At 74.1% G+C, this 19,818-nt stretch carries 16 protein-coding genes; 11 read left to right on the plus strand and 5 right to left on the minus strand.

Annotated elements, in window-relative coordinates:
• The first annotated feature begins 212 nt into the window (after positions 1-212).
• From pyrH to Pdca_RS16730, 4 genes are all read left to right on the plus strand, one after another.
• Positions 213-959, plus strand: a complete 747-nt coding sequence (gene pyrH / locus Pdca_RS16715) for a UMP kinase (protein ID WP_085912299.1) — start codon at positions 213-215, stop codon at positions 957-959.
• 110 nt (positions 960-1,069) lie between these two features.
• Complete coding sequence (locus Pdca_RS16720; protein WP_085912300.1) at positions 1,070-4,015, plus strand: DEAD/DEAH box helicase; 2,946 nt, start codon at positions 1,070-1,072, stop codon at positions 4,013-4,015.
• Positions 4,016-4,067: 52 nt separating this feature from the next.
• The gene (locus Pdca_RS16725) at positions 4,068-5,096 is read left to right on the plus strand and encodes a DUF4333 domain-containing protein (RefSeq protein WP_085912301.1); all 1,029 of its coding nucleotides are present in this window, start codon (positions 4,068-4,070) and stop codon (positions 5,094-5,096) included.
• Positions 5,097-5,146: 50 nt separating this feature from the next.
• Positions 5,147-6,361 carry a GNAT family N-acetyltransferase gene (locus Pdca_RS16730; RefSeq protein ID WP_158092121.1) on the plus strand — a complete coding sequence of 405 codons (1,215 nt, stop codon included), beginning with the start codon at positions 5,147-5,149 and terminating at the stop codon, positions 6,359-6,361.
• A gap of 143 nt (positions 6,362-6,504) precedes the next feature.
• On the opposite strand, the gene Pdca_RS16735 is transcribed toward Pdca_RS16730, so the two are convergent.
• A complete protein-coding gene (locus Pdca_RS16735; protein ID WP_085912303.1) occupies positions 6,505-7,584 on the minus strand; it encodes a PucR family transcriptional regulator in 1,080 nt (359 codons plus the stop codon).
• Between the two features lie 199 nt (positions 7,585-7,783).
• Between Pdca_RS16735 and Pdca_RS16740 the strand changes: the two genes are divergently transcribed.
• Entirely contained in the window at positions 7,784-9,073 is a 1,290-nt protein-coding gene (locus Pdca_RS16740; RefSeq protein ID WP_085912304.1) for a cytosine permease, read from the plus strand.
• On the plus strand, positions 9,073-10,599 hold the full coding sequence (locus Pdca_RS16745; RefSeq protein WP_085912305.1) for an amidohydrolase family protein: 1,527 nt from the start codon (positions 9,073-9,075) through the stop codon (positions 10,597-10,599). Before Pdca_RS16740 ends, Pdca_RS16745 begins: the two co-directional genes overlap by 1 nt.
• Before the next feature lie 19 nt (positions 10,600-10,618).
• Here the strand turns inward: Pdca_RS16745 and Pdca_RS16750 are convergent, their stop codons facing one another.
• On the minus strand, positions 10,619-12,223 hold the full coding sequence (locus Pdca_RS16750) for a bifunctional NAD(P)/FAD-dependent oxidoreductase/class I SAM-dependent methyltransferase (protein WP_085912306.1): 1,605 nt from the start codon (positions 12,221-12,223) through the stop codon (positions 10,619-10,621).
• 67 nt (positions 12,224-12,290) lie between these two features.
• On the opposite strand from Pdca_RS16750, the gene Pdca_RS16755 reads away from it, so the two are divergent.
• Positions 12,291-12,872, plus strand: a complete 582-nt coding sequence (locus tag Pdca_RS16755; RefSeq protein ID WP_085912307.1) for a helix-turn-helix domain-containing protein — start codon at positions 12,291-12,293, stop codon at positions 12,870-12,872.
• A gap of 37 nt (positions 12,873-12,909) precedes the next feature.
• Here Pdca_RS16755 and Pdca_RS16760 read toward each other — a convergent pair whose 3' ends face one another.
• The gene (locus tag Pdca_RS16760) at positions 12,910-14,256 is read right to left on the minus strand and encodes a M20 family metallopeptidase (RefSeq protein ID WP_085912308.1); all 1,347 of its coding nucleotides are present in this window, start codon (positions 14,254-14,256) and stop codon (positions 12,910-12,912) included.
• 19 nt (positions 14,257-14,275) lie between these two features.
• Positions 14,276-15,253, minus strand: a complete 978-nt coding sequence (locus tag Pdca_RS16765; RefSeq protein WP_232021607.1) for a 5'-3' exonuclease — start codon at positions 15,251-15,253, stop codon at positions 14,276-14,278.
• Positions 15,254-15,319: 66 nt separating this feature from the next.
• Here Pdca_RS16765 and Pdca_RS16770 point away from each other — a divergent pair, with 66 nt between their 5' ends.
• On the plus strand, positions 15,320-16,159 hold the full coding sequence (locus tag Pdca_RS16770; protein ID WP_373865477.1) for an ANTAR domain-containing protein: 840 nt from the start codon (positions 15,320-15,322) through the stop codon (positions 16,157-16,159).
• Positions 16,160-16,253: 94 nt separating this feature from the next.
• On the plus strand, positions 16,254-17,381 hold the full coding sequence (locus tag Pdca_RS16775; protein ID WP_085912309.1) for a M24 family metallopeptidase: 1,128 nt from the start codon (positions 16,254-16,256) through the stop codon (positions 17,379-17,381).
• 112 nt (positions 17,382-17,493) lie between these two features.
• On the opposite strand, the gene Pdca_RS16780 is transcribed toward Pdca_RS16775, so the two are convergent.
• Complete coding sequence (locus Pdca_RS16780; RefSeq protein ID WP_085912310.1) at positions 17,494-18,054, minus strand: HD domain-containing protein; 561 nt, start codon at positions 18,052-18,054, stop codon at positions 17,494-17,496.
• 259 nt (positions 18,055-18,313) lie between these two features.
• Between Pdca_RS16780 and Pdca_RS16785 the strand changes: the two genes are divergently transcribed.
• Both Pdca_RS16785 and Pdca_RS16790 read left to right on the plus strand, forming a co-directional pair.
• Complete coding sequence (locus Pdca_RS16785) at positions 18,314-18,514, plus strand: PspC domain-containing protein (RefSeq protein ID WP_085912311.1); 201 nt, start codon at positions 18,314-18,316, stop codon at positions 18,512-18,514.
• Between the two features lie 365 nt (positions 18,515-18,879).
• On the plus strand, positions 18,880-19,692 hold the full coding sequence (locus Pdca_RS16790; RefSeq protein ID WP_158092122.1) for a PIG-L deacetylase family protein: 813 nt from the start codon (positions 18,880-18,882) through the stop codon (positions 19,690-19,692).
• Positions 19,693-19,818 lie beyond the last annotated feature (126 nt).

The raw sequence follows: 19,818 nt of genomic DNA on the forward strand, positions 1-19,818 counted from the left end.
GAGCCCCGGCACGCGAGACCTGGCACCCGTGCCCCCGCAGTCGGTGCCCCCGCAGACGGTGCCCCCGCAGACGGTGCCCCCGCAGACGGTGTCGCTGCAGACCGTGCCCCCGCAGACCGTGCCCCCGCACAACAGGTGGCCGCGGACACGTCCGTAGGCTCGGGCCGGACCGGGAACGGTGGGCAGCACAGGCGAGGAGTGGGTCGGGGCGCATGAAGTACAACCGGGTGGTCATCAAGCTCAGCGGGCAGGCGATGGCCGGTGACGACGGCTTCGGATTCTCGGCCCCGGCGCTGACCCACCTGGCCTCCCAGATCCAGCAGGTCCGGGAGTTGGGTGTGCAGATCGCCGTCGTCGTCGGCGGCGGCAACGTCTTCCGCGGGAACCGCTCCGATTCCTGGGGCATCGACCGCGTCGAGGCCGACAACATCGGCATGCTCGGCACCGTCATCAACAGCCTGCTGCTGCGCGGCAAGCTCTCCGCGGGCGGCGAGGACAACGTCCGGGTGATGACCGCGATCCCGATCAACGCGGTGGCCGAGCCGTTCCTGCGGCTGCGCGCCAAGCGGCACCTCGACAAGGACGCCATCCTGATCTTCTCCGGCGGGAACGGGCAGCCCTTCATCACCACCGACTACCCGAGTGTGCAGCGGGCGCTGGAGATCGGCGCGGACGCCCTGCTGGTCGCCAAGCACGGCGTCGACGGCGTCTACGACACCGACCCCCGCAAGGACTCCGACGCCCGCCGCTACGAGCGGCTGCCCTACGACGAGGTGCTCTCCCGGCGGCTCGCCGTGATGGACCAGACCGCGTTCATCCTGGCCCGCGATCACGGCCTGCCGCTGCACGTGTTCGACATCGAGAAGGACGGCCTGATGGCCGCGATCTGCCGCGGCGAGCACCACGGCACCGAGATCAACTCCGACATCGTGGAACCGGAGTTCGCGCAGGACGCGTGAGCGGGGCCGCGGGGCTGCGGGGCTGCGGGAACCCACCGGTCCGCGGCCCGCGCGTCTCGTCACACCCGTCACGACGGCGAACCGTCGGGGGTGTGTGACAGCCTGGGTCCGTGAGTACCCGTGCAGGGAGCAGTGACCCGGCCGCCGCCTACGCGGCGGCGAAGGCCCGGGCGGCGCATCCCCGACTCGCCGAGTTCACCGGCCTGCTGCCGTTCGAGCTGGACGGTTTCCAGCGGGACGCCTGCGAGGCCCTGGAGGACGGGCACGGCGTGTTGCTGTGTGCGCCCACCGGCGCCGGGAAGACGGTCGCCGGCGAGTTCGCGGTGCACCTGGCGCTCTCCGAGGGCCGCAAGTGCTTCTACACCACCCCGATCAAGGCGCTGTCGAACCAGAAGTACGCCGATCTCGTCGACCGCTACGGCGCCGACGCGGTCGGCCTGCTGACCGGCGACACAGCCGTCAACGGGGACGCACAGGTGGTCGTGATGACCACCGAGGTGCTCCGGAACATGATCTACGCCGACTCCGATGCCGCGGCGAACCGCCGGCTCGACCACCTCGGCTACGTCGTGATGGACGAGGTGCACTACCTCGCCGACCGGTTCCGCGGCGCGGTCTGGGAGGAGGTCATCCTCCAGCTGCCCGAGCACGTCGCCGTGGTCGGGCTGTCGGCGACGGTGAGCAACGCCGAGGAGTTCGGCGACTGGCTGGTCGAGGTGCGCGGCGACACCACCGTGGTCGTCGACGAGCACCGGCCGGTCCCGCTGTGGCAGCACATGATGGTCGGCAACCGGCTGTTCGACCTGTTCGGTGAGCGCACGCCGGGCGCCGGGCCGGCGGAGCTCGCCGTCGATCCGGATCTGGTCCGCTACACCCGGGAGATGCAGCGGCGGGATGTCACCGGATCACGGGCCGCCGACCGGGCCGGGGATCGTGGCCCGCGGCACGGTGGCGGGCGGGGCCGCGGCGGGCCGCGGGACCGTAACCGCACCCGCGGCGGGCGCGACGCCCGCAACGACTCGACCGCCGTCGTCGGGCGCGGCCCGCGGCCCGGTGGCCCCGGCTGGCCCGGTGGGTTCCGGCCGCCGTCGCGGGTGCAGGTGATCGACCGGCTGAACCGGGAGGGGCTGCTCCCGGCGATCACGTTCGTGTTCTCGCGGGCCGGGTGCGAGGCCGCCGTCGGACAGTGTGTGCGGTCCGGCATCCGGCTCACCGAGCCCGACGAGGTCGAGGAGATCCGCCGGATCGTCGAGAAGCACACCGGTGACCTCCCGCAGGACGATCTCGGCGTGCTCGGGTACTGGGAGTGGCGGGAGGCCCTCGAACGCGGCGTCGCCGCCCACCACGCCGGGCTGCTGCCGTCGTTCAAGGAGACCGTCGAGGAGCTGTTCGTCGCCGGCCTGGTGCGGTGCGTCTTCGCGACCGAGACCCTGGCGCTGGGCATCAACATGCCGGCCCGCACCGTGGTGCTGGAGCGGCTCGTCAAGTACAACGGCGAGGCACACGTCGACCTGACCCCGGGGGAGTACACCCAGCTCACCGGCCGGGCCGGGCGGCGCGGGATCGACGTCGAGGGGCACGCGGTCGTGCTGTGGGCGCCCGGTATGGATCCGGAGCAGGTCGCCGGGCTGGCGTCCACCCGGACCTACCCGCTGCACAGCTCGTTCCGCCCGGTCTACAACATGTCGGTCAACCTGGTCGGGAGGCTCGGCACCGACGCCGCCCGCGAGCTGCTGGAGCGCTCGTTCGGGCAGTTCCAGGCAGACCGCTCGGTGGTCGGCCTGGCCCGCCGGATCGACCGCAACGCCGAGGCGCTCGCGGGCTACCGGGAGTCGATGACCTGTCATCTCGGCGACTTCGCCGAGTACGCCGACCTGCGCAGGCGGCTCAGCGAGCGGGAGAAGTCGCTGCGCAGGCAGAACACCGCCGTCGCGCGGGAGGAGACCGCCGAGTCGCTGCGCGAGCTGCGCCCCGGCGACGTGATCGCCATCCCGTCCGGCAGGCGGGCCGGGATCGCGGTCGTCCTCGACCCGGGGGTGGGTGCGTTGTCGGCGAACGGCCGCGACGACCCCGAGCCGCGGCCGCTGGTGTGCACCGAGGACCGGTGGGCGGGCAGGCTGTCCGCTGCGGACTTCCCGGGCGTGGTCGAGGTGCTGGGCCGGATCAAGCTGCCCCGGCGGGTCGAGCACCGCTCCCCGCAGGTCCGCCGTGATCTCGCGTCGTCGCTGCGGAACTCCCGCATCCGCCCGACCGACGGCGCCGGCCGTCGGGGCAAGCACGGCGTGCAGGACGATCCCGAGTTGGTCACGCTGCGCCGGGCGCTGCGGGTACATCCCTGCCACGGGTGCGACGACCGGGAGGCGCACGCCCGGTGGGCCGAGCGGTACCAGCGGCTGGAACGTGAGACCGAGTCGCTGCGGCAGAAGGTCCGCGCGACGACGAACTCGCTGGCGCGGGCCTTCGACCGGATCCGGGCGCTGCTCTCCGAGCGCGGCTACCTGGTCCCGGCGGAGGAGGCGGGCGCCGGCGAGGACGAGGTGACCGCGCACGGCCGGGTGCTCGCCCGGCTGTGGGGCGAGTCCGATCTGCTCGCTGCGGAGTGCCTGCGGCACGGAGCCTGGGACGGTCTCGAACCCGACGAGCTGGCGGCCGTGGTGTCGGCGCTGGTGTACGAGTCGCGCCGGGACGACGCGCCGATGCCGCGGCTGCCCACCGGGCCGGTGGCCGACGCGCTGGAGCGGACCGTCGGCTTGTGGGACGAGCTGGACGCCGACCAGCGCAGGCACAAGGCCGAGCGCACCCGGGCCCCCGATCTGGCGTTCGCCTGGCCGATGCACCGCTGGGCGCGCGGGGAGTCCCTCGCACAGGTTCTGGAGGCCGCCGAACGCAACGGGCACGAGCTGTCCGCGGGCGACTTCGTACGCTGGGCCCGACAGGTGCTCGACCTGCTCGACCAGATCGCCGGTGTCGCCGGCCGGTCGAGCGGCGTCGGGCGGGCCGCGCACCGGGCGTCCGGTGCGGTGCGCCGCGGCGTCGTCGCGGCCGGCATGCAATGAGGCGCCCGGTGCGACACCTCCGGGCGGACGACGGACGGGCGAGAGGTCGGCGATGAGCAACCCGCAGGGACCGGACCGGCATACCGCGCACGACGCGGATGCCACCGAGCAGACGGGGGAGATCCCGGCGTGGGGTACCCCTCCGCCGGGCGGGTGGGGTGCCGACCCGGAGTCGACCGGGGCATGGTCCCCCGAGCGGGACGGTTCCGACACCGGTGCCGCGCCGGCCGACACCGGCGCGTGGGCGCAGCAGGAATCGGGCGCCGCCGGCTGGGGCGCACAGCAGGATCCGGCCGCGACCGGCTGGGGTGCGCAGCAGGACGGTGCCGCTGAGGGCTGGGGCACGCAGCAGAACCCCGCCACCGGCGACTGGCCCGCACAGCCGGACAACGGTGCCGGAGGCTGGGGTGCGCAACAGGATCCCGCCGCCGGAGGCTGGGGCGCACAGCAGGATCCCGCCGCGGCGGGCTGGGGCACGCAGCAGGACGGTGCCGCCGGTGGCTGGGGCGGCGCACAGCCGGTCGGCACGGCCGGGGCACCCCCGCAGCAGGAGGGCGCGCTCTGGGGCGACGAGGCGCCGTCGCAGGACGACACCTGGGCGGTGCCGACCGGGCGCCGCCGCAGGCGCCGGGCGGCCGACGAGCCGGCCGACGCGGTACCCGCGTCGTCCCCGGCGTCGGCCTGGGCCGGGGACACCACCACCGCGCAGCCCGCCGACGGCGGCTGGGGCGCCGACCAGCCGTGGGCGCCGCCGGAGCAGGTGAAGAAGCCCTCCGGTGCCCGCACCTGGATCCTGATCGGGGGTGCCGTGCTGCTGGTCGCCGTGCTGGCGCTGTCCGCGTTCGTCTGGCCGGCCTGGGCGATCACCCGGCATCTCGACCAGACCGCGCTGCAGGCCGGGGTGAACCAGGTCCTCACCGAGGACTACGGGCTCGAGGTCGGCGCCGTGCAGTGCCCGGACGACGTCGTCGTGTCGGCCGGGACGGCGTTCTCCTGCCAGGCGGTGGTGGACGGCGAGCAGGTCGAGGTCCCGGGCCTGGTCACCTCCGACGAGGGCGACTACCAGATCAACCGGGTGTGAGCGGGGAATCCGGTGGCGGCCCGCGGCGGCACCGGGAAGGCTCCGTGGACGTGAGCGCAGAGCACCACGTCCAGGTCCTGACCGATCCCGCAGACCGGCGGGCCGCCTACGACGTCTTCGTCCGGACCCTGCACCGCGGCCCCGTCCAGGAGGCCGACTGGGAGTCGCACGGCCAGTCCCCGGACGAGCACTGGCTGGGTGTGCGCGGTGCCGACGGCGAGATGGTCGGCAGTGCGTTCTCCTTCCCGACCCGGCTGACCCTTCCCGGCGGCGGCCGGGTGCCCGCGGCTGCGGTGAGCGCGGTGGGGGTGCGCGCCGACCACACCCGGGCCGGCCGGCTGACGGCTCTGATGCACGCCCAGCTGACCGCGGCCCGGGAGCGCGGCGACGCCGCGACCGTGCTGCGGGCCAGTGAGGCCGCGATCTACGGCCGGTTCGGCTACGGGATCGCCTCCCGCGGTGACCACGTGCAGATCGCCGCCCGCCCGCAGTGGCGCCGAGGAGCACCCGAGCCCGGCCGGGTCCGGATGCTCGGTGCGGCGGAGGCCATGAAGCTGCTGCCCGAGCTGCAGGAGCGGCTGGCCGCGACGCGGCCCGGCGCGCTCACCCGCAACGCGCGGTGGTGGCGACGGGGCATCGACCCGGGCGGCAAGTCGGCCGGTGACTACCGGGGCATCGCGCTGCACACCGGACCGGACGGCGACGACGGGTTCGCCGTCTGGGGCATCCGGGAGGGCGAGCGGTTCGGCCGCGACGAGATCGTCGTGCACGACCTGTGGGCGGCGTCGCCGTCGGCCACCGCGGGCCTGTGGCGGTTCCTCACCGGGATCGACTTGGTGTCCGGGGTGACCGCCTGGTCCCGCCCCCGCGACGAGGACCTCGACCTGATGCTCGACGACCCGCGACTGCACCGGATCACCGGCCGCGGCGACGACCTGTGGCTGCGGATCGTCGACGTCCCGGCCGCGTTCGGTGCTCGTGCCTGGGGCGCCGGTGAGCCGGTGGTGCTCCGGCTGCACGATCCGCTGTTCGACGACGCGGGCACCTGGCGGCTCGGCCCGGAGGGCGCCGCCCCCGCCGGTGACGCGATGCCGGACCTGGAGTGCGGCCTGGAGTCGCTCGCACCGGCGTTCCTGGGGGACCGGGCGCCGTCGGCGCTGGTCGCGGCCGGCCGCTGGAGCGAGCACACCGCCGGTGCGGCCGCCCGGGCGGACGCGCTGTTCGCGGTGCCCGGCGCGGCGCCGTGGTGCGGCACGTTCTTCTGAGGCCGGGAGCAGCTGCTCCGGCCGGCCGGTGATGCCCGGTCCGGCTGCGCTGCTCACACCGGCTGCGCTGCGCGGGTCGGCAGTGCTGCCCACACCGGGAGTGCTGCCCACACCGGGAGTGCTGCGCACACCGGCAGTGCCGCTCAGGCCGGTGGTGGCGCCGGGCCCTCGGCGTAGGTGAGCGCCACCGTCAACGCCGCGAGATCGGCCGGATCGGCCGGGTCCCGCCCGGTCACCGCCTGGATCCGGCTGATCCGCTTCCGGACCGAGTTCGGGTGCAGATACATCCGCCGTCCGCACTCCCGGACCGACCCGGCGCAGGCGACGAGCGTGCGGATCGTCGCGAGCAGCTCGGTGCCGTGTACCCGGTCGTGCCGGGCCAGCGGTTCCCACAGGTGCTCGTGGAAGGGCTGCAGGTAGGCCGCCGGGAGGCAGCGGGCGAGCGAGTCCAGCGATGCCAGGTCCGCCGCCGTCGCCGGGCGGCCCCGGGACCGGGCGAGATCGAAAGCCGCGACGGCCTGCCCGAGCAGCCGCGGCAGGTCGGCGGGCCGCCCCGGCCCGCTCGTCCCCACGGCCGGGCCGGTTCCGGCCGGCAGGCTCTCCCCGACCCGGTGCACCACGACGATCCGGTCACCGAGATCGGCGACCAGCATCCGGCCCGACGGTGACACCGGTGGCCCCGGCGACGGCCCGCGGGCGTGCACGGTCACCTGTAGCGCATGGTGGTCGCCGTCCAGCCCCGGAGCGCGCTGCAGGAGCACCTCGGTACCGGCCCGGCCGAGGCGCACCAGTTCGACCAGGTGCCCGTGCTGCCGACGCTGCTGGTGGTCCATCCGCTCGCGGGACAGCTGCTCGGTGAAGTGGATGAACGGCACGTCGGTCGGGATCTCGAACACCGGGATCCCGCGCCGGTTCGCCTCCCGCACCAGCACCACCGGTGCCCGCGCGTGCACCACGCCGATCGCGTACCCGATCGCCGCCGGCCGGGTCGGCGCCAGCGCCGTCACGAACGCCCGGGCCGCGGCATCGTCGACCATGGACAGCCCTGTCACCAGGACCAGCTCCGAACCGCGCAGATAGGGCGACGGGTCGAGCAGGTCGGTCGCCTGAGCCCAGCGCACGGGGCGGTCCAGCCCGACGTCCGCACCGACCAGCCGCAGCCCCGGTGCCCAGCCCAGCACCTCCCGCACCGGAATGGGCGGTTCATCGGGTTCGACGGGCATGCCGAGACGCTAGGAGCGCGGCGTCACGCGCAGGTGAACGCGGTTGTCCGTGATGTTGCGCAGCGGTGTGCGATCGGACACCGGCCCGTGCCGGATCGGGTGCGACCGGCCAGAACCGGGGCCCGGCCCTGGTGGCGGCCGGGCCTGGACCCGTCCCATCGGGGGGACCCCATCGCCCGAATCCGTCCCGAGGTGCCCCGTGGTCTCTCCGCCGTCCTCCACCGCGCCGCAGCGCCCGGCCGTGCTCGACCGGGACCGTCCGCTGGAGCGGATACCGGTCGCCGAACGCAAGGGGGTCGCCTCGGTCGCGGTCGTGATCGCCGGGTTCGGCTTCTTCACCCCGACGATGATCACCGGCGGTGCGGTCGCGTCGGAGTTCTCCTTCGCGACGTTCGCGGTGCTCGCCCTGACCGCCGCCGCCGTGCTCGCGCTCTACATCGCCGCACTGGGGATCGCCGCGGGCCGCACCGGGCTGACGACCGTCCTGCTCTCCCGGCTGGTGCTGGGGCGGATCGGCGGGAAGTGGGCGTCGATCCTGCTCGGTGGCACCCAGATCGGCTGGTACGGCATCACCATCGCGGTGCTCGGCGACCTGCTCGGTACGGCGCTGGGGGTCCCGACCTGGCCGGTGGTGCTGCTCGGCGGGATCGCGATGGCGGTCACCGCCTACTACGGCTTCCGCGGCATCGAGCTCCTGTCCTGGATCTCGGTACCGCTGATGACGGCGCTCTGCGTCTGGATCGCGGTGGGCGCGGTCGGCAACGCCGGCGGCTGGTCGGGACTGCTGGCCCAGGACGGAGCGGGAACGCTCAGCGTCGGCGCCGCCCTCACCCTGCTGATCGGCACCTTCGTCAGCGGTGGCACCCAGATCGGCAACTGGACCCGGTTCGCCGCGGGCGGCCGGCTCGCGTTCGGTGTCACCGCGGTGACGATCATGGTCGTGCAGTCGGCGATGCTGCTCTTCGGCGGTATCGGCGCCACCGGGTTCGGCGAGCCGGACTTCTCCGGCATCCTGATCATGACCGGCTCGATCGGCCTGGCCGTCTTCCTGATCATCTCGAACCTCTGGACGACGAACGACAACGCCGCCTACGCCTTCGGGGTCGCCGGCGCCGAGCTGACCGGGCGCCCGGACAAGCGCCCCTTCATCGTGGGCGGGGTCGCGCTGGCGATCGTGCTGGCGCTCACCGGCGTCACCGACGGCCTCACGACCTTCCTGGTGGTGCTCGGTGTGCTGATCCCGCCGCTGGGCGGGGCGATCATCGGCACCTTCGTCGGGCCGTGGCGGCGCCGGGACCCCGGCACCGATCTGGACGCCGTCGGTCCGGTGCGCCTGCCGGGCCTGATCGCCTACCTGGGCGGCACCGCGGCCGCGGTCGCCGGGGCGTGGTTCGACCTCGGCATCCCCGCGGTGCAGGGGATCGTGGTGGCGGCACTGCTCGCCGCGCTGCTCCCCGCCGCCACCGGCGCTCGGGCGGTGCAGCTCTGATGGCACTGGTCATCCGCGACGCCGAGGTCCTGACGATGGACGCCGTCACCGGTGCCACCCCGGTCCGGCGCAGCATCCGGATCGACGGCGACACGATCACCGAGGTCGGCACCCGGGTGCGGACCGACGACACCGACACCGTGCTCGACGGACGGGACCGGCTGGTCTGCCCCGGCTTCGTCAACGCCCACACCCACTCGTGGGAGTACCTGGCGAAGGGCCGCTACGACAATCTGCCGCTCGAGCTGTGGATGCTCTACAGCTACCCGATCCTGGGCGCCCGCCCGCTGTCGCCGGACCTGATCCGGCTGCGCAGCCTGCTGTTCGCGGCCGAGTCGCTGAAGTCCGGGGTGACGACGCTGGTCGACGACGTCCTGGAGACCCCGGCCCAGGATCTCGATCAGCTCGACGCGGTCGTCGGCGCCTACGACCGGATCGGCATCCGGGCCGACGTCTCCGGACACGTGATCAACCGGCCGTTCGTCGACACGGTCCCGTACGCGGCCGACCGGCTGCCACCGGCCGTCGTGTCCACGGTGCGGTCCCGGCCGGTGCCGACCGCGCAGGAGTACCTCGACTTCAGTGCGGAGGCGCTGCGGCGGTACCGGGACCGGGCCGGTGGGCGGGTCCGCTACATGCTCGCCCCGTCCGGCCCGCAGCGCTGCACCGACGACCTGATCACCGGCGCGGCCGAGCTCGCGCCGGCGCACGACGTGTCGTGCCACATCCACGTGCTGGAGACCAAGGTGCAGGCCGTCACCGGGCGCGAGTTCCACGGCAGCACCCTGGTCGAGCACCTGCGGCGGATCGGCGCGCTCACCCCGAACACCACGCTCGCGCACGGCATCTGGGTCACCGACGCCGACATCGACCTGCTCGCCGAGCACGGCTCCGGCGTGGCCCACAATCCGGTGTCGAACCTCAAGCTCGGCTCCGGCATCGCACCCTGGCGGCGCTACCACCGGGCCGGCGTGACGCTCGGGCTGGGCACCGACGGCTGCTCCAGCAGCGACACCCCGCGGATGCACGACGTGCTCAAGGCGGCCGCCCTGCTGCACAAGGTCACCGGGCCCGACCACCACGACTGGCCGCGGGCCGACGAGGTGCTGCGGGCCGCGACCGCCGGAGGCGCACGGACCGCCCACCGGCACCACGAGATCGGCACGATCGCCCCCGGGATGCAGGCGGACCTGCTCCTCTACGACCTGGACACGCTCGCCTTCACCCCGCGCAACCGGGCCGAGCTGCAGCTCGTCCACTCGGAGAACGGATCGTCGCTGCGCCGGGTGCTGGTCGCCGGACGCACCGTGGTGGAGGACGGCAGGCTGACCACCGTCGACGAGGACGCGCTGCGCGCCGAGCTCGCGGAGCTCATGCCGGGAATCCGGGCCGAGCAGGACCGCCTGGAACGGGAGAACGACGTCTTCGCCGACGCCTTCGAGTGGATGCACCGCACCTGCGCGGGGGAGGACGTCGGGGTGCACCGCTGGTCCGGCCCGGACCCGTCGCTCGCCCGGAGCCACTGAGCCTGCTGTCCGGTCCTGCTCAGGCCCGCCTGCGCGCTCGGACGACGGTGTCGTAGGCGGTGACCTCGTGCCCGTCCGGGTGCGGCACCGGGTGCGGTCGGGCCTGCGCGACCTGTACCTCCCACTCGGCGTCGTCGAGCTCGGCGGCGAGCTCGAGCTCGTCGGCGAACAGGTCCCGATCGTGCGGGCGCCGCAGCGGGCCCTCCAGGTCCTTCGGGTGATGGGCGACCAGCAGCAACGTCCCGCCGGGTGCGACGGCTTCGGCGAGCCGGGCGTAGACGGTGCGCCGCAGCTCCGCGGGCAGGTGCAGGTACTGCGCCGTGACCAGGTCGAACGCCCGCTCCGGCAGCTCATCGCCACGCAGGTCGGCCGCCTCCAGACGGATCCGGTCGGCCTGGCCCGCCTCCCGGGCGGCACTGCCCGCACGGTCCAGGGCGACCTGCGAGACGTCGGTGCCGGTCACCTGCCAGCCGCGGGCAGCCAGCCAGATCGCGTCGGCCCCCTCGCCGCAGCCGGCGTCCAGCGCCCGGCCGGGCTGCAGCTCGGCCGCGTCGGTAACCAGCCAGCGGTTCGGGTTCCCGCTCCACAGGTGCTCCCGGGTCCCGTAGTGCGCGTCCCAGAACCCGGCGGACCACATGTCGACACCGGCATCCCGGTGCTGGTGCTGGTGCTGGTGCTGGTCGGGCTGCCGTGCGTCGGCGACGGCCCGGGCCACGTCGTCCGCGACCAGGTCCCGGGTGATCGCGGCGCCTGCGGTCACCCCGGCCGCGACGGCCAGCGGGACGGTCGCCATCGGGTCGGTGACGTTCCCGGCCGCGTACACCCCGGGCACGGTCGTCGCCCCCGTCGGATCGGCCGGCAGATGATCACCCAGCCCGGACGGGTGCTCGACGGTGGCGAGTCCCAGGCCGTCGAGGAACCCGGCGCGTGCCCGCGCGGGCGGGGAGACGGTCAGCGCGTCGCAGGCGACGACGTCACCGGTGGTGAGCCGGACCCCGGTCAGCCGGCCGCCGTCGGACTCGACGCCGGCCACCGGCCCCTCGACGACGGTGATGCCGCGGGCGGCGAACCCGGCCCGCTGCCCGTCGTCGGGCTGCGGTCCGGTGTGCAGGAACAGCGTGACCGCGTCGGTCCAGCGGGTCAGCAGCTGCGCCTTCATCAGGTCGTGCGGGCCGGTGGAGAGCACCCCGATCCGGGTGTCGCGGTACTCCCAGGCGTGGCAGAACGGGCAGCCGAACACGGCGCCGCCCCAGTGCCCGGCCAGTCCGTCGAGATCGGGCAGCTCGTCGCTCAGCCCGGTGGTGACGAGCAGCCGGCGCCCGGTGAACCGGTCCCCGTCGGCGGTGCTCACGCCGAACCCGCCGGACGGGTCGGCGACGGCGGAACGCACGCGGGCGTCCCGCACGGTGCCGCCGTAGCCGGTCACCTCCGCCCGGCCGATCCGGCCGATCTCGGCGGGCGGCAGGCCGTCGCGGGTGAGCCAGTTGTGCACGCCCTCGGCGGGCGCGTTGCGCGGGGTGCCGTCGTCGAGCACCAGCACCTGCCAGCGGGCCCGGGAGAGGGTGAGCGCGGCGGACAGGCCGGCGGCGCCACCGCCGATGACGATCACGTCGTACGAGGTCATGTCGAACAGGGTGACGTCCTCAGGGAATGGGTGGCAAAATATGTTGCCGCAATGGCAAAGTGCTGGGATGGACGACGCGCTCTCGAGCACCCTGGCCGGTGTCGGCCCCCGGCTCGCCGGACTGCGCACGGCACGCGGAATGACCCTCGCCGACCTCTCCGAGGTCACCGGCATCTCGGTGAGCACGCTGTCCCGCCTGGAATCCGGCGGGCGCAGGCCCACCCTGGAGCTGCTGCTGCCGATCGCCTCGGCACACCAGGTCCCGCTCGACGAGCTGGTCGCCGCCCCGCCGGTCGGGGACCCACGCATCCGGCTGCGGCCCCGCAAGGCACACGGCATGACCATCGTGCCGCTGACCGAGCGGCCCGGCGGGCTGCAGGCCTACAAGATGCTGATCCCGTGGCGCGGCGAACAGCCCGATCCGCGGGTGCACGAGGGCTACGAGTGGCTCTACGTGCTCGACGGCCGGCTGCGCCTGGTCCTGGGTGGACACGACGTCGTGCTCGGTGCGGGTGAGGCGGCCGAGTTCGACACCCACGTCCCGCACTGGTTCGGCTCCGCCGTGCGGGACGAGGCGGTCGAGGTGCTGAGCCTGTTCGGCCCGCAGGGCGAGCGGGTGCACACCCGCGCCGCTCCCCGGGGCCGCTGACCGGCCCTGCGCCCGTCGGGGTGAGTGCCGCCCCGGATCAGCTGTCGAAGAACGACGGCACGTCCACCGGGCCGCCGGCGTCGGCGAACTCGGCGGCGACGGCGTCGCGCAGTGCGGCGTCGTGCAGCAGGTCCGCGACCACCAGCGCCAGCCCGATCGCCCCGTCGACGACGCCCCGGTCCCCGCCCGGCCCGCCCGCGGCCTGCGCGAACCCGACGGTGTGCAGGGCGGTGCCGGGCTCGGCGATCGCCAGCATCGGATGGATCGCCGGGACCCGCAGCGACACGTTCCCGAGATCGGTCGATCCGGTCTCGGACTCCGGGACCACACCGCGTGGCCACACCGTGCGGCCCCGCTGCGTCTGGTGCACCGCCCAGCGTGCGGCGAGGGTCCGGTTGTGCCGGATCGGCAGGTACGGCGGATTCGGATCCCAGGTCAGGGTGTAGCCGCAGCCGGTCATCGCGGCGGCGCCGACGGCGATCGCCTGCACCCGGGTGGCGAGGTCGAGCAACGTCTCCGGGTGCTGGGAACGCAGGTAGTAGCGGGCGCCCGCCCGCTCCGGCACGACGTTCGGGGCCTGCCCGCCGTCGGTGATGATCCCGTGCACCCGGTCTCCGTCGGGCAGGTGCTGGCGCAGCATCGCCACGCCCTGATAGGCGAGGACGACGGCGTCCAGCGCGTTGCGCCCCATGTGCGGCTGGGCCGACGCGTGCGCGGCGACACCGTGGTAGGTGACCTCGAGCTGGCGCCGCCCCAGAAACGGGTGGTCGGCGATGTCGTGCGCGAACGGATGCACCATCACCGCGGCGTCGACCCCGTCGAACGCGCCGGCGCGGGCCATCGTCTCCTTGCCGCCGCCGCCCTCCTCGGCCGGCGTGCCGAGCAGCAGCACGGTCCCCGCCGGGGCGTCGTCGGCGGCGAGCAGCCGGGCCAGCGCCAGGAACGCGCCGACCGCGGCCGAGCAGATGACGTTGTGCCCGCAGGCGTGCCCGATCCCGGGCAGCGCGTCGTACTCGGCGAGTACCGCGATCGTCGGGCCCGTGCCGCTGCGCCCGATCTCGGCGCGCAGTGCGGTGTCCAGCCCGTACCCCCCGACCTCGGAGCTGATCCCGTGCCGCTGCAGCAGTGCGGCGACCGCGGCGGCCGAGCGGTGCTCGGTGAACGCGGTCTCCGGATCGGCGTGCAGACCGTGCGAGAGCTCCAGCAGCTCGGCGGACAGCGCGTCCACCGCACCTGTCAGCAGCTCCCGCGCGGCGTCCGGGGCTCCGGCGTAGGGCGAGCTGATCGGCTCGGCGGCCGCGGCCCGTGCGGCGGTCTCGCGGGTGACGGCGTCGTCGTGGGCCCGGCTCGGCTGCAGCGGGGCCTCGTGCTCGGGACAGGTCACGCCCCGATCATCGCAGGGCTCAGGAGGCGGCCGCGTCCAGCGCCGTACGCAGCCGCCGCACCGAGGACTCCAGGCCCCAGCGGGCGGCCAGCTCGTCGAGCCGGTCCGGATCGGCCGGTGTGCGGGGGAGCACGGTGTCCCGGTCCAGATCGACCTGCGCGTCGGTCACCACCCGTACCACCGGCTCGACGACGCCCAGGTAGTCGCTCGCCGCCATCAGCTTGGCCCGCACCCCGGACGCCATCCGCGTGTCGTCCGGGCGGGTCACCGCGGCGAGCAGCTCGCCCCAGGAGTCGAACCGCCCGACCAGGGTCGCGGCGGTCTTGGCGCCGACGCCGGGCACCCCGGGCAGACCGTCGGAGGGGTCGCCGCGCAGCATCGCCATCTCCGCGTAGGCCGCACCGGCACGTTCGGTGGGCAGCCCGAACTTGGCCGCGACCTCCGCCGGGCCCATCAGCTCGGCCCGGTTCAGCCCGCGCCCGATGTAGAGCAGCCGCACCTGCGGCTCGTCCCGGACGATCTGGATCAGGTCCCGGTCGCCCGACACCGCCAGCACCGGCCCGGTCTCCGCCCGGTGCGCGAGGGTCCCGATCACGTCGTCGGCCTCGTGCCCCTCGGCGCCGCCGGTGCAGATCCCGGCCGCGGCCAGCACCTCCATGATCACCGGGACCTGCGGGGCGAGCGTGTCCGGCACCTCCTCCGGGACGCCCGCCTCGGCGGTGCCCGTTCCACCGTCCGCCGGGTCACCCCCGACGACCCGGTGCGCCTTGTAGGACGGCAGCGCCGCCACCCGGAACGCCGGCCGCCAGTCCAGGTCGAGGCACGCCACCAGCTCCCGTGGACGGTGCTCGGTGACCAGCCGGGAGATCATGTCGGTGAACCCGCGCACCGCATTGACCGGTGTCCCGTCGGGTGCGGTGATGCTCTCCGGCACACCGAAATAGGCACGGAAGTACATACTCGCGGAGTCCAGCAGCATCAGCGGGCGGTCGCTCATGGCCGGTGAGTCTGGCATTCGTACCCCTGGGGGAGCGCCCTGCCACCACCGGTTCGGCATGATGGGGTGGTGGAGCACAGCGGGACGGCCCCGGTGAGCCGGGGCGAGCAGGAGTGGACCGTGGACCGCGACGGATTCGTACTGGCACAGGAGCGGACCGGGCACGCGGAGGACGGTCTGGTCGCCGCCGGCCCGCTGGCCAGGGAATTCACTGCTCTCACCGGGGAGCTGCTGTCGTCCGGCTCGGTCGCCGACATCCTCGCGAGGGTGGTGGCGGCGGTCCATCGGGTCGTCCTGGCAGCCGACCTGGTCAGCGTCACCCTGCGGGATGCCGACGGCACCTTCCACACGCCCATCGAGACCGGCCCGGCCGCGTCCGACATCGACGCCGCCCAGTACCGCAGCGGCCGCGGGCCGTGCGTGGAGTCCGCGCGGGCCGACGGCCCGGCCCTGGCCTACTCCGACGACCTGCGCTCCGAGGAACGCTGGCCGGAGTTCTCCGAGGCCGCCGTCGGGCACGGCTACCGGTCGGTGCTGGCGACCTCGCTGGTCCCGGACGCACTCCCGCCGCGGCTGCCCGGCGCCCTCAACGTCTACGCCCGTTCCGCCGGTGCGTTCGTCCCGGCCGACCGGGACCGGCTGCTGCTGCTCTCCACACACGCCACCCTGGCCCTGGCCACCTGCACCGCGGTGTCCGCCGCAGGCCTGCAGGAGGCCCAGCTGCGCCAGGCGATCGCCTCCCGCGACGTCATCGGGCAGGCCAAGGGGATCCTGATGGCACGCCGAGGGCTCACCGCGGACGCCGCGTTCGACGTGCTCCGCCGCACCTCGCAGGATCTCAACGTCAAGCTCGTCGAGCTGGCCGGGACACTCGCCGCGCAGCCGTCCGCACTCGACAGGGAGTGACCGGTGAGGACGTGACGGTTCTCGCGGACCGCAGGTCCACACCGGTACCCGGGCGGCGGTCGCACACCGCGCGTGCCCGCATACGCTGCGAACCATGACCGACGCCGTCGCCATCGAGCTGCTCGCCGACCGACTCCGCCGGGCCGGTGAGCACGCCGCCGAGCAGGGCACCGACGTGCTCTTCCTGACCCCGGGTACCGACCTGCGGTACCTGACCGGATTCGAGGGTTCGTCGCACGAGCGGCTGACCTGCCTGGTCGTCCCGGCTGCCGGGCACCGCGCCCCACCCGCGCTGGTCGTCCCGTCGCTGGAGGCACCCGGGCTCGCCGGGCTCCCGCTGGAGGCCCTCGGCATCGACCTGGTCACCTGGACCGACGGCGAGGACCCGTACCTGCTGGTCAGTGACCTCGCGGGCGGCCCGACCCGGGTCGCGGTGGACGACGACATGCAGGCCCGGCACGTGCTCGGCCTGCGGAACGCCTTCCCGGACGTGCCGCAGTCCCTCGGTGGCGCCGTGCTGCGCGAGCTGCGGATGCGCAAGGACCCGGCAGAGGTGGCCCGGCTGCGCGCCGCGGGCGAGGCCATCGACCGGGTGCACGCGCGGATCGGCGAGTGGCTGAAGCCGGGCCGCACCGAGGCCGCGGTCGCGGCCGATATCGCCGAGGCGATCGTCGCCGAGGGGCACACCGAGGCGGCGTTCATCATCGTCGGGTCCGGGCCGAACGGCGCCAGCCCGCACCACGACGTGTCCGACCGGGTGATCGAGGCCGGCGACGTCGTCGTCATCGACATCGGCGGTCCGCTCCCGGACGGCTACAACTCCGACTGCACCCGGACCTACGCGGTGGGCGGCGAGCCCGGCGCGGACGTGCGGGAGACCTACTCGGTGCTGCAGGAGGCCCAGGAGCGCGCCGTCGCCGCGGTACGTCCCGGGGTCACCGCCGCGGCGATCGACCGTGCCGCCCGCGAGCACATCGCGGCCGCCGGGCACGGGGCGCACTTCATCCACCGGACCGGCCACGGCATCGGCCTGGACGTGCACGAGGAGCCCTACATCGTCGATGGCAACGACCTGGTCCTCGAGGAGGGCATGGCGTTCTCCGTGGAGCCCGGCATCTACCAGGCCGGACGGTGGGGCGCGCGGATCGAGGACATCGTCGTGGTGACCGCGGACGGTGCGGAGCGGCTCAACCGCAACTCGCGCGACCTGGTCGTCGTCTAGGGAAGGCTCGCCGTGACGCCGGCGGGCGGACCGTGGAGTTCGCCCGGCCGGCAGGTCCCGGGTCGGCGAACAGCAGCGCGGCCAAGCGCCTCGCCGTCGAGGGAGGGTGTCGTCAGCGGTCTCGCCAGCGCAGGGGTGAGAGGCTCACCGCAGCTTCGGCGACCCGGCGAGCGGTCTCGGTGGTCAGCGTCTTGCGCCCGGAGTCGATCCAGCCGCCAACGCGCTCGACGCCGATGTCGCGGTACTCCACGGCTTGCAGAATCATCTCCAGCTTGTCGGCGTCACGTGCGCACCGGGATTCCGGCGAGTCCCCGCTCTCGTACTCGTCGACCGCGGCCCGCACCATCGACCGGGAAGCGTCCGGGAGGGCTTCGGTCTGGTCCGCGGTGATCGCACGTGCGTCGGGCTTGACGAGATAGTCCTTGGTGGTGTGGGGGAGGTCGCCGGTTCGGACCTCCTGGCTGTCGTGGAAGATCGCGAGCAGCGATGCGCGTGCGGCATCGGCGCCTTCCTCGGCGGCGATGAGGGCTGCGAGTTGGGCGACGCGGAGGCTGTGTTCGGCGACGGACTCGGGGTCGCGTACTCCGGCGTGCCACCAGCCGGCACGGCGGATGCGTTTGAGCACGCCGAGTTCGTATCCGAATGCTGCGATGGCAGCCGAATCGTCCGGCATCGAATCGGTTCTCCTCATGCGCCGGTGAGGCGGGCTGCGTGGAGCACCCCGATCACTTCAATGGTGGCACAGTCACGCGAGAGCTCCGTCGGGCTTCCGGCCGTCGGGCCGGCTCGACGAGGACCGCAGCCACGACTCCAGTCGCCGCGGCACCAGGGGAGTGGGTCCGGGGAACGTTCCGGGTAACCCCTGAGTGCAGGAGCGCTCCGCCCCGCCATGGTGGAGTGCGTAACTTCCACCCACTGAGAAGGAGACACCGGTGAACGTCGTGCAGCCCCACCGCCTCGTCCGACCGCGCAACGGGACGGTGATCGCCGGGGTCTGCGCCGGGATCGCCGACCGGTTCGGCCTCGGTCGCAACACGGTCCGGCTCCTGTTCTTGCTGTCCTGCCTGCTGCCCGGCCCGCAGTTCGTGTTCTACCTGGTGCTGTGGTTCGTCATGCCGAAGGCCGACTTCTGAGCCCGGAGCGCTCAGCCCGGAGTACAGGGTCTGGACTTCTGAGTCCGGAGTGCTGAGCTTCGGGTACGGGGCTTTCGAGGACTGAGCTGTCGGGTACCGGTGTGGCGCCACGCGCCGGCTGTGGCGCTGCGGGGGCGGTGTGGCGCCCCTGGGACGGTGCTGCCATGATGTGCCGCGTGACCGATCCGACGACTGCCGCCGCGCACCGCGCCGCGTGTCGCTGTCGTCCGGGTCCGTGCCCGCTCGGTTGACGGCTCTGCGTCCGTCGATCTGATCCCCGCTCCGGCGGCGGAGCGGGCACCGGCCCTTTCCGGTCCCGTTCCCGTCGGCCCGCTCCGGGCCCCGCACGCGAAGCGATCACACAGGTGCACACCCCCGATCTGTCCGGCGAGACCGTTCTCGCCCTGCACGCCCACCCCGACGACGAGTCGATCTTCACCGGGCTGACCCTGCGCCGGCTGGCCGACGCCGGCGCGCGAGTCGTCCTCGTGATGGCCACCGGCGGCGATCTCGGCGGTTCCCGGCTCCCGCTCCAGCCCGGCGAGGCCGTCACCGACCGGCGCCGCCGCGAGCTGGAGGACGCCGCCGCGCTGCTCGGCGTGTCCCGCCTGGTGCTGCTCGGGCACCGCGACTCCGGATTGCCGGGCGGCCCCGGCACCCGGCACCCGTCGGCCCTCGCCGGCGCCGATCCGGTCGTGCTCGGCCGCACCGTCGCCGAACTGGTCGACGCCGAGGGCGCAGGCACCGTCGTGCACGACGACGACGCCGGCATCTACGGCCATCCCGACCACCGGGCGGCACACGCCGCCGGGGCCATCGCCTGCTCGCTCACCGGGGCCACCGGCTATCGGATGACGGTCGACCGGGAGCACCTCGCACTCTCCGCCCACGACCGGCATCTCGTGCACGGCGCGGCCCGCGCCGCGGGGGTCGGGTTCGGCAGGGTCACCGCCGAGATCGCGGTCGCCGTCACCGGGACCGACGCCGATCTGGCCGTCAAGCGGGACGCCATGCTCGCGCACGGCAGCCAGATCGATCCGGCCGCCGTCCCGGACGCGTCGTTCGCCGCCGCCTACGGCTACGAGTGGTTCCTGCGCGGTGAGCGCGACGGCGTCACGCCCGCGCCGGGTGTCCTCGACGCGCTGGGCAACGCGCACCTGCTCACCGGCGCCCGCTGAGCGGTGGCACGCGCCGCGGGACCGGTCGATCGCACCGGATTCCGGGCGAGGACTACGCTGTCCGCACAACTGCACTCCGGCGCCCGGCGGGTGCGCACCGTCATCGGCACGTCCACCGCGGGCCGT

It is taken from the genome of Pseudonocardia autotrophica (genome assembly GCF_003945385.1).
Taxonomy (GTDB): Bacteria; Actinomycetota; Actinomycetes; order Mycobacteriales; family Pseudonocardiaceae; genus Pseudonocardia; species Pseudonocardia autotrophica.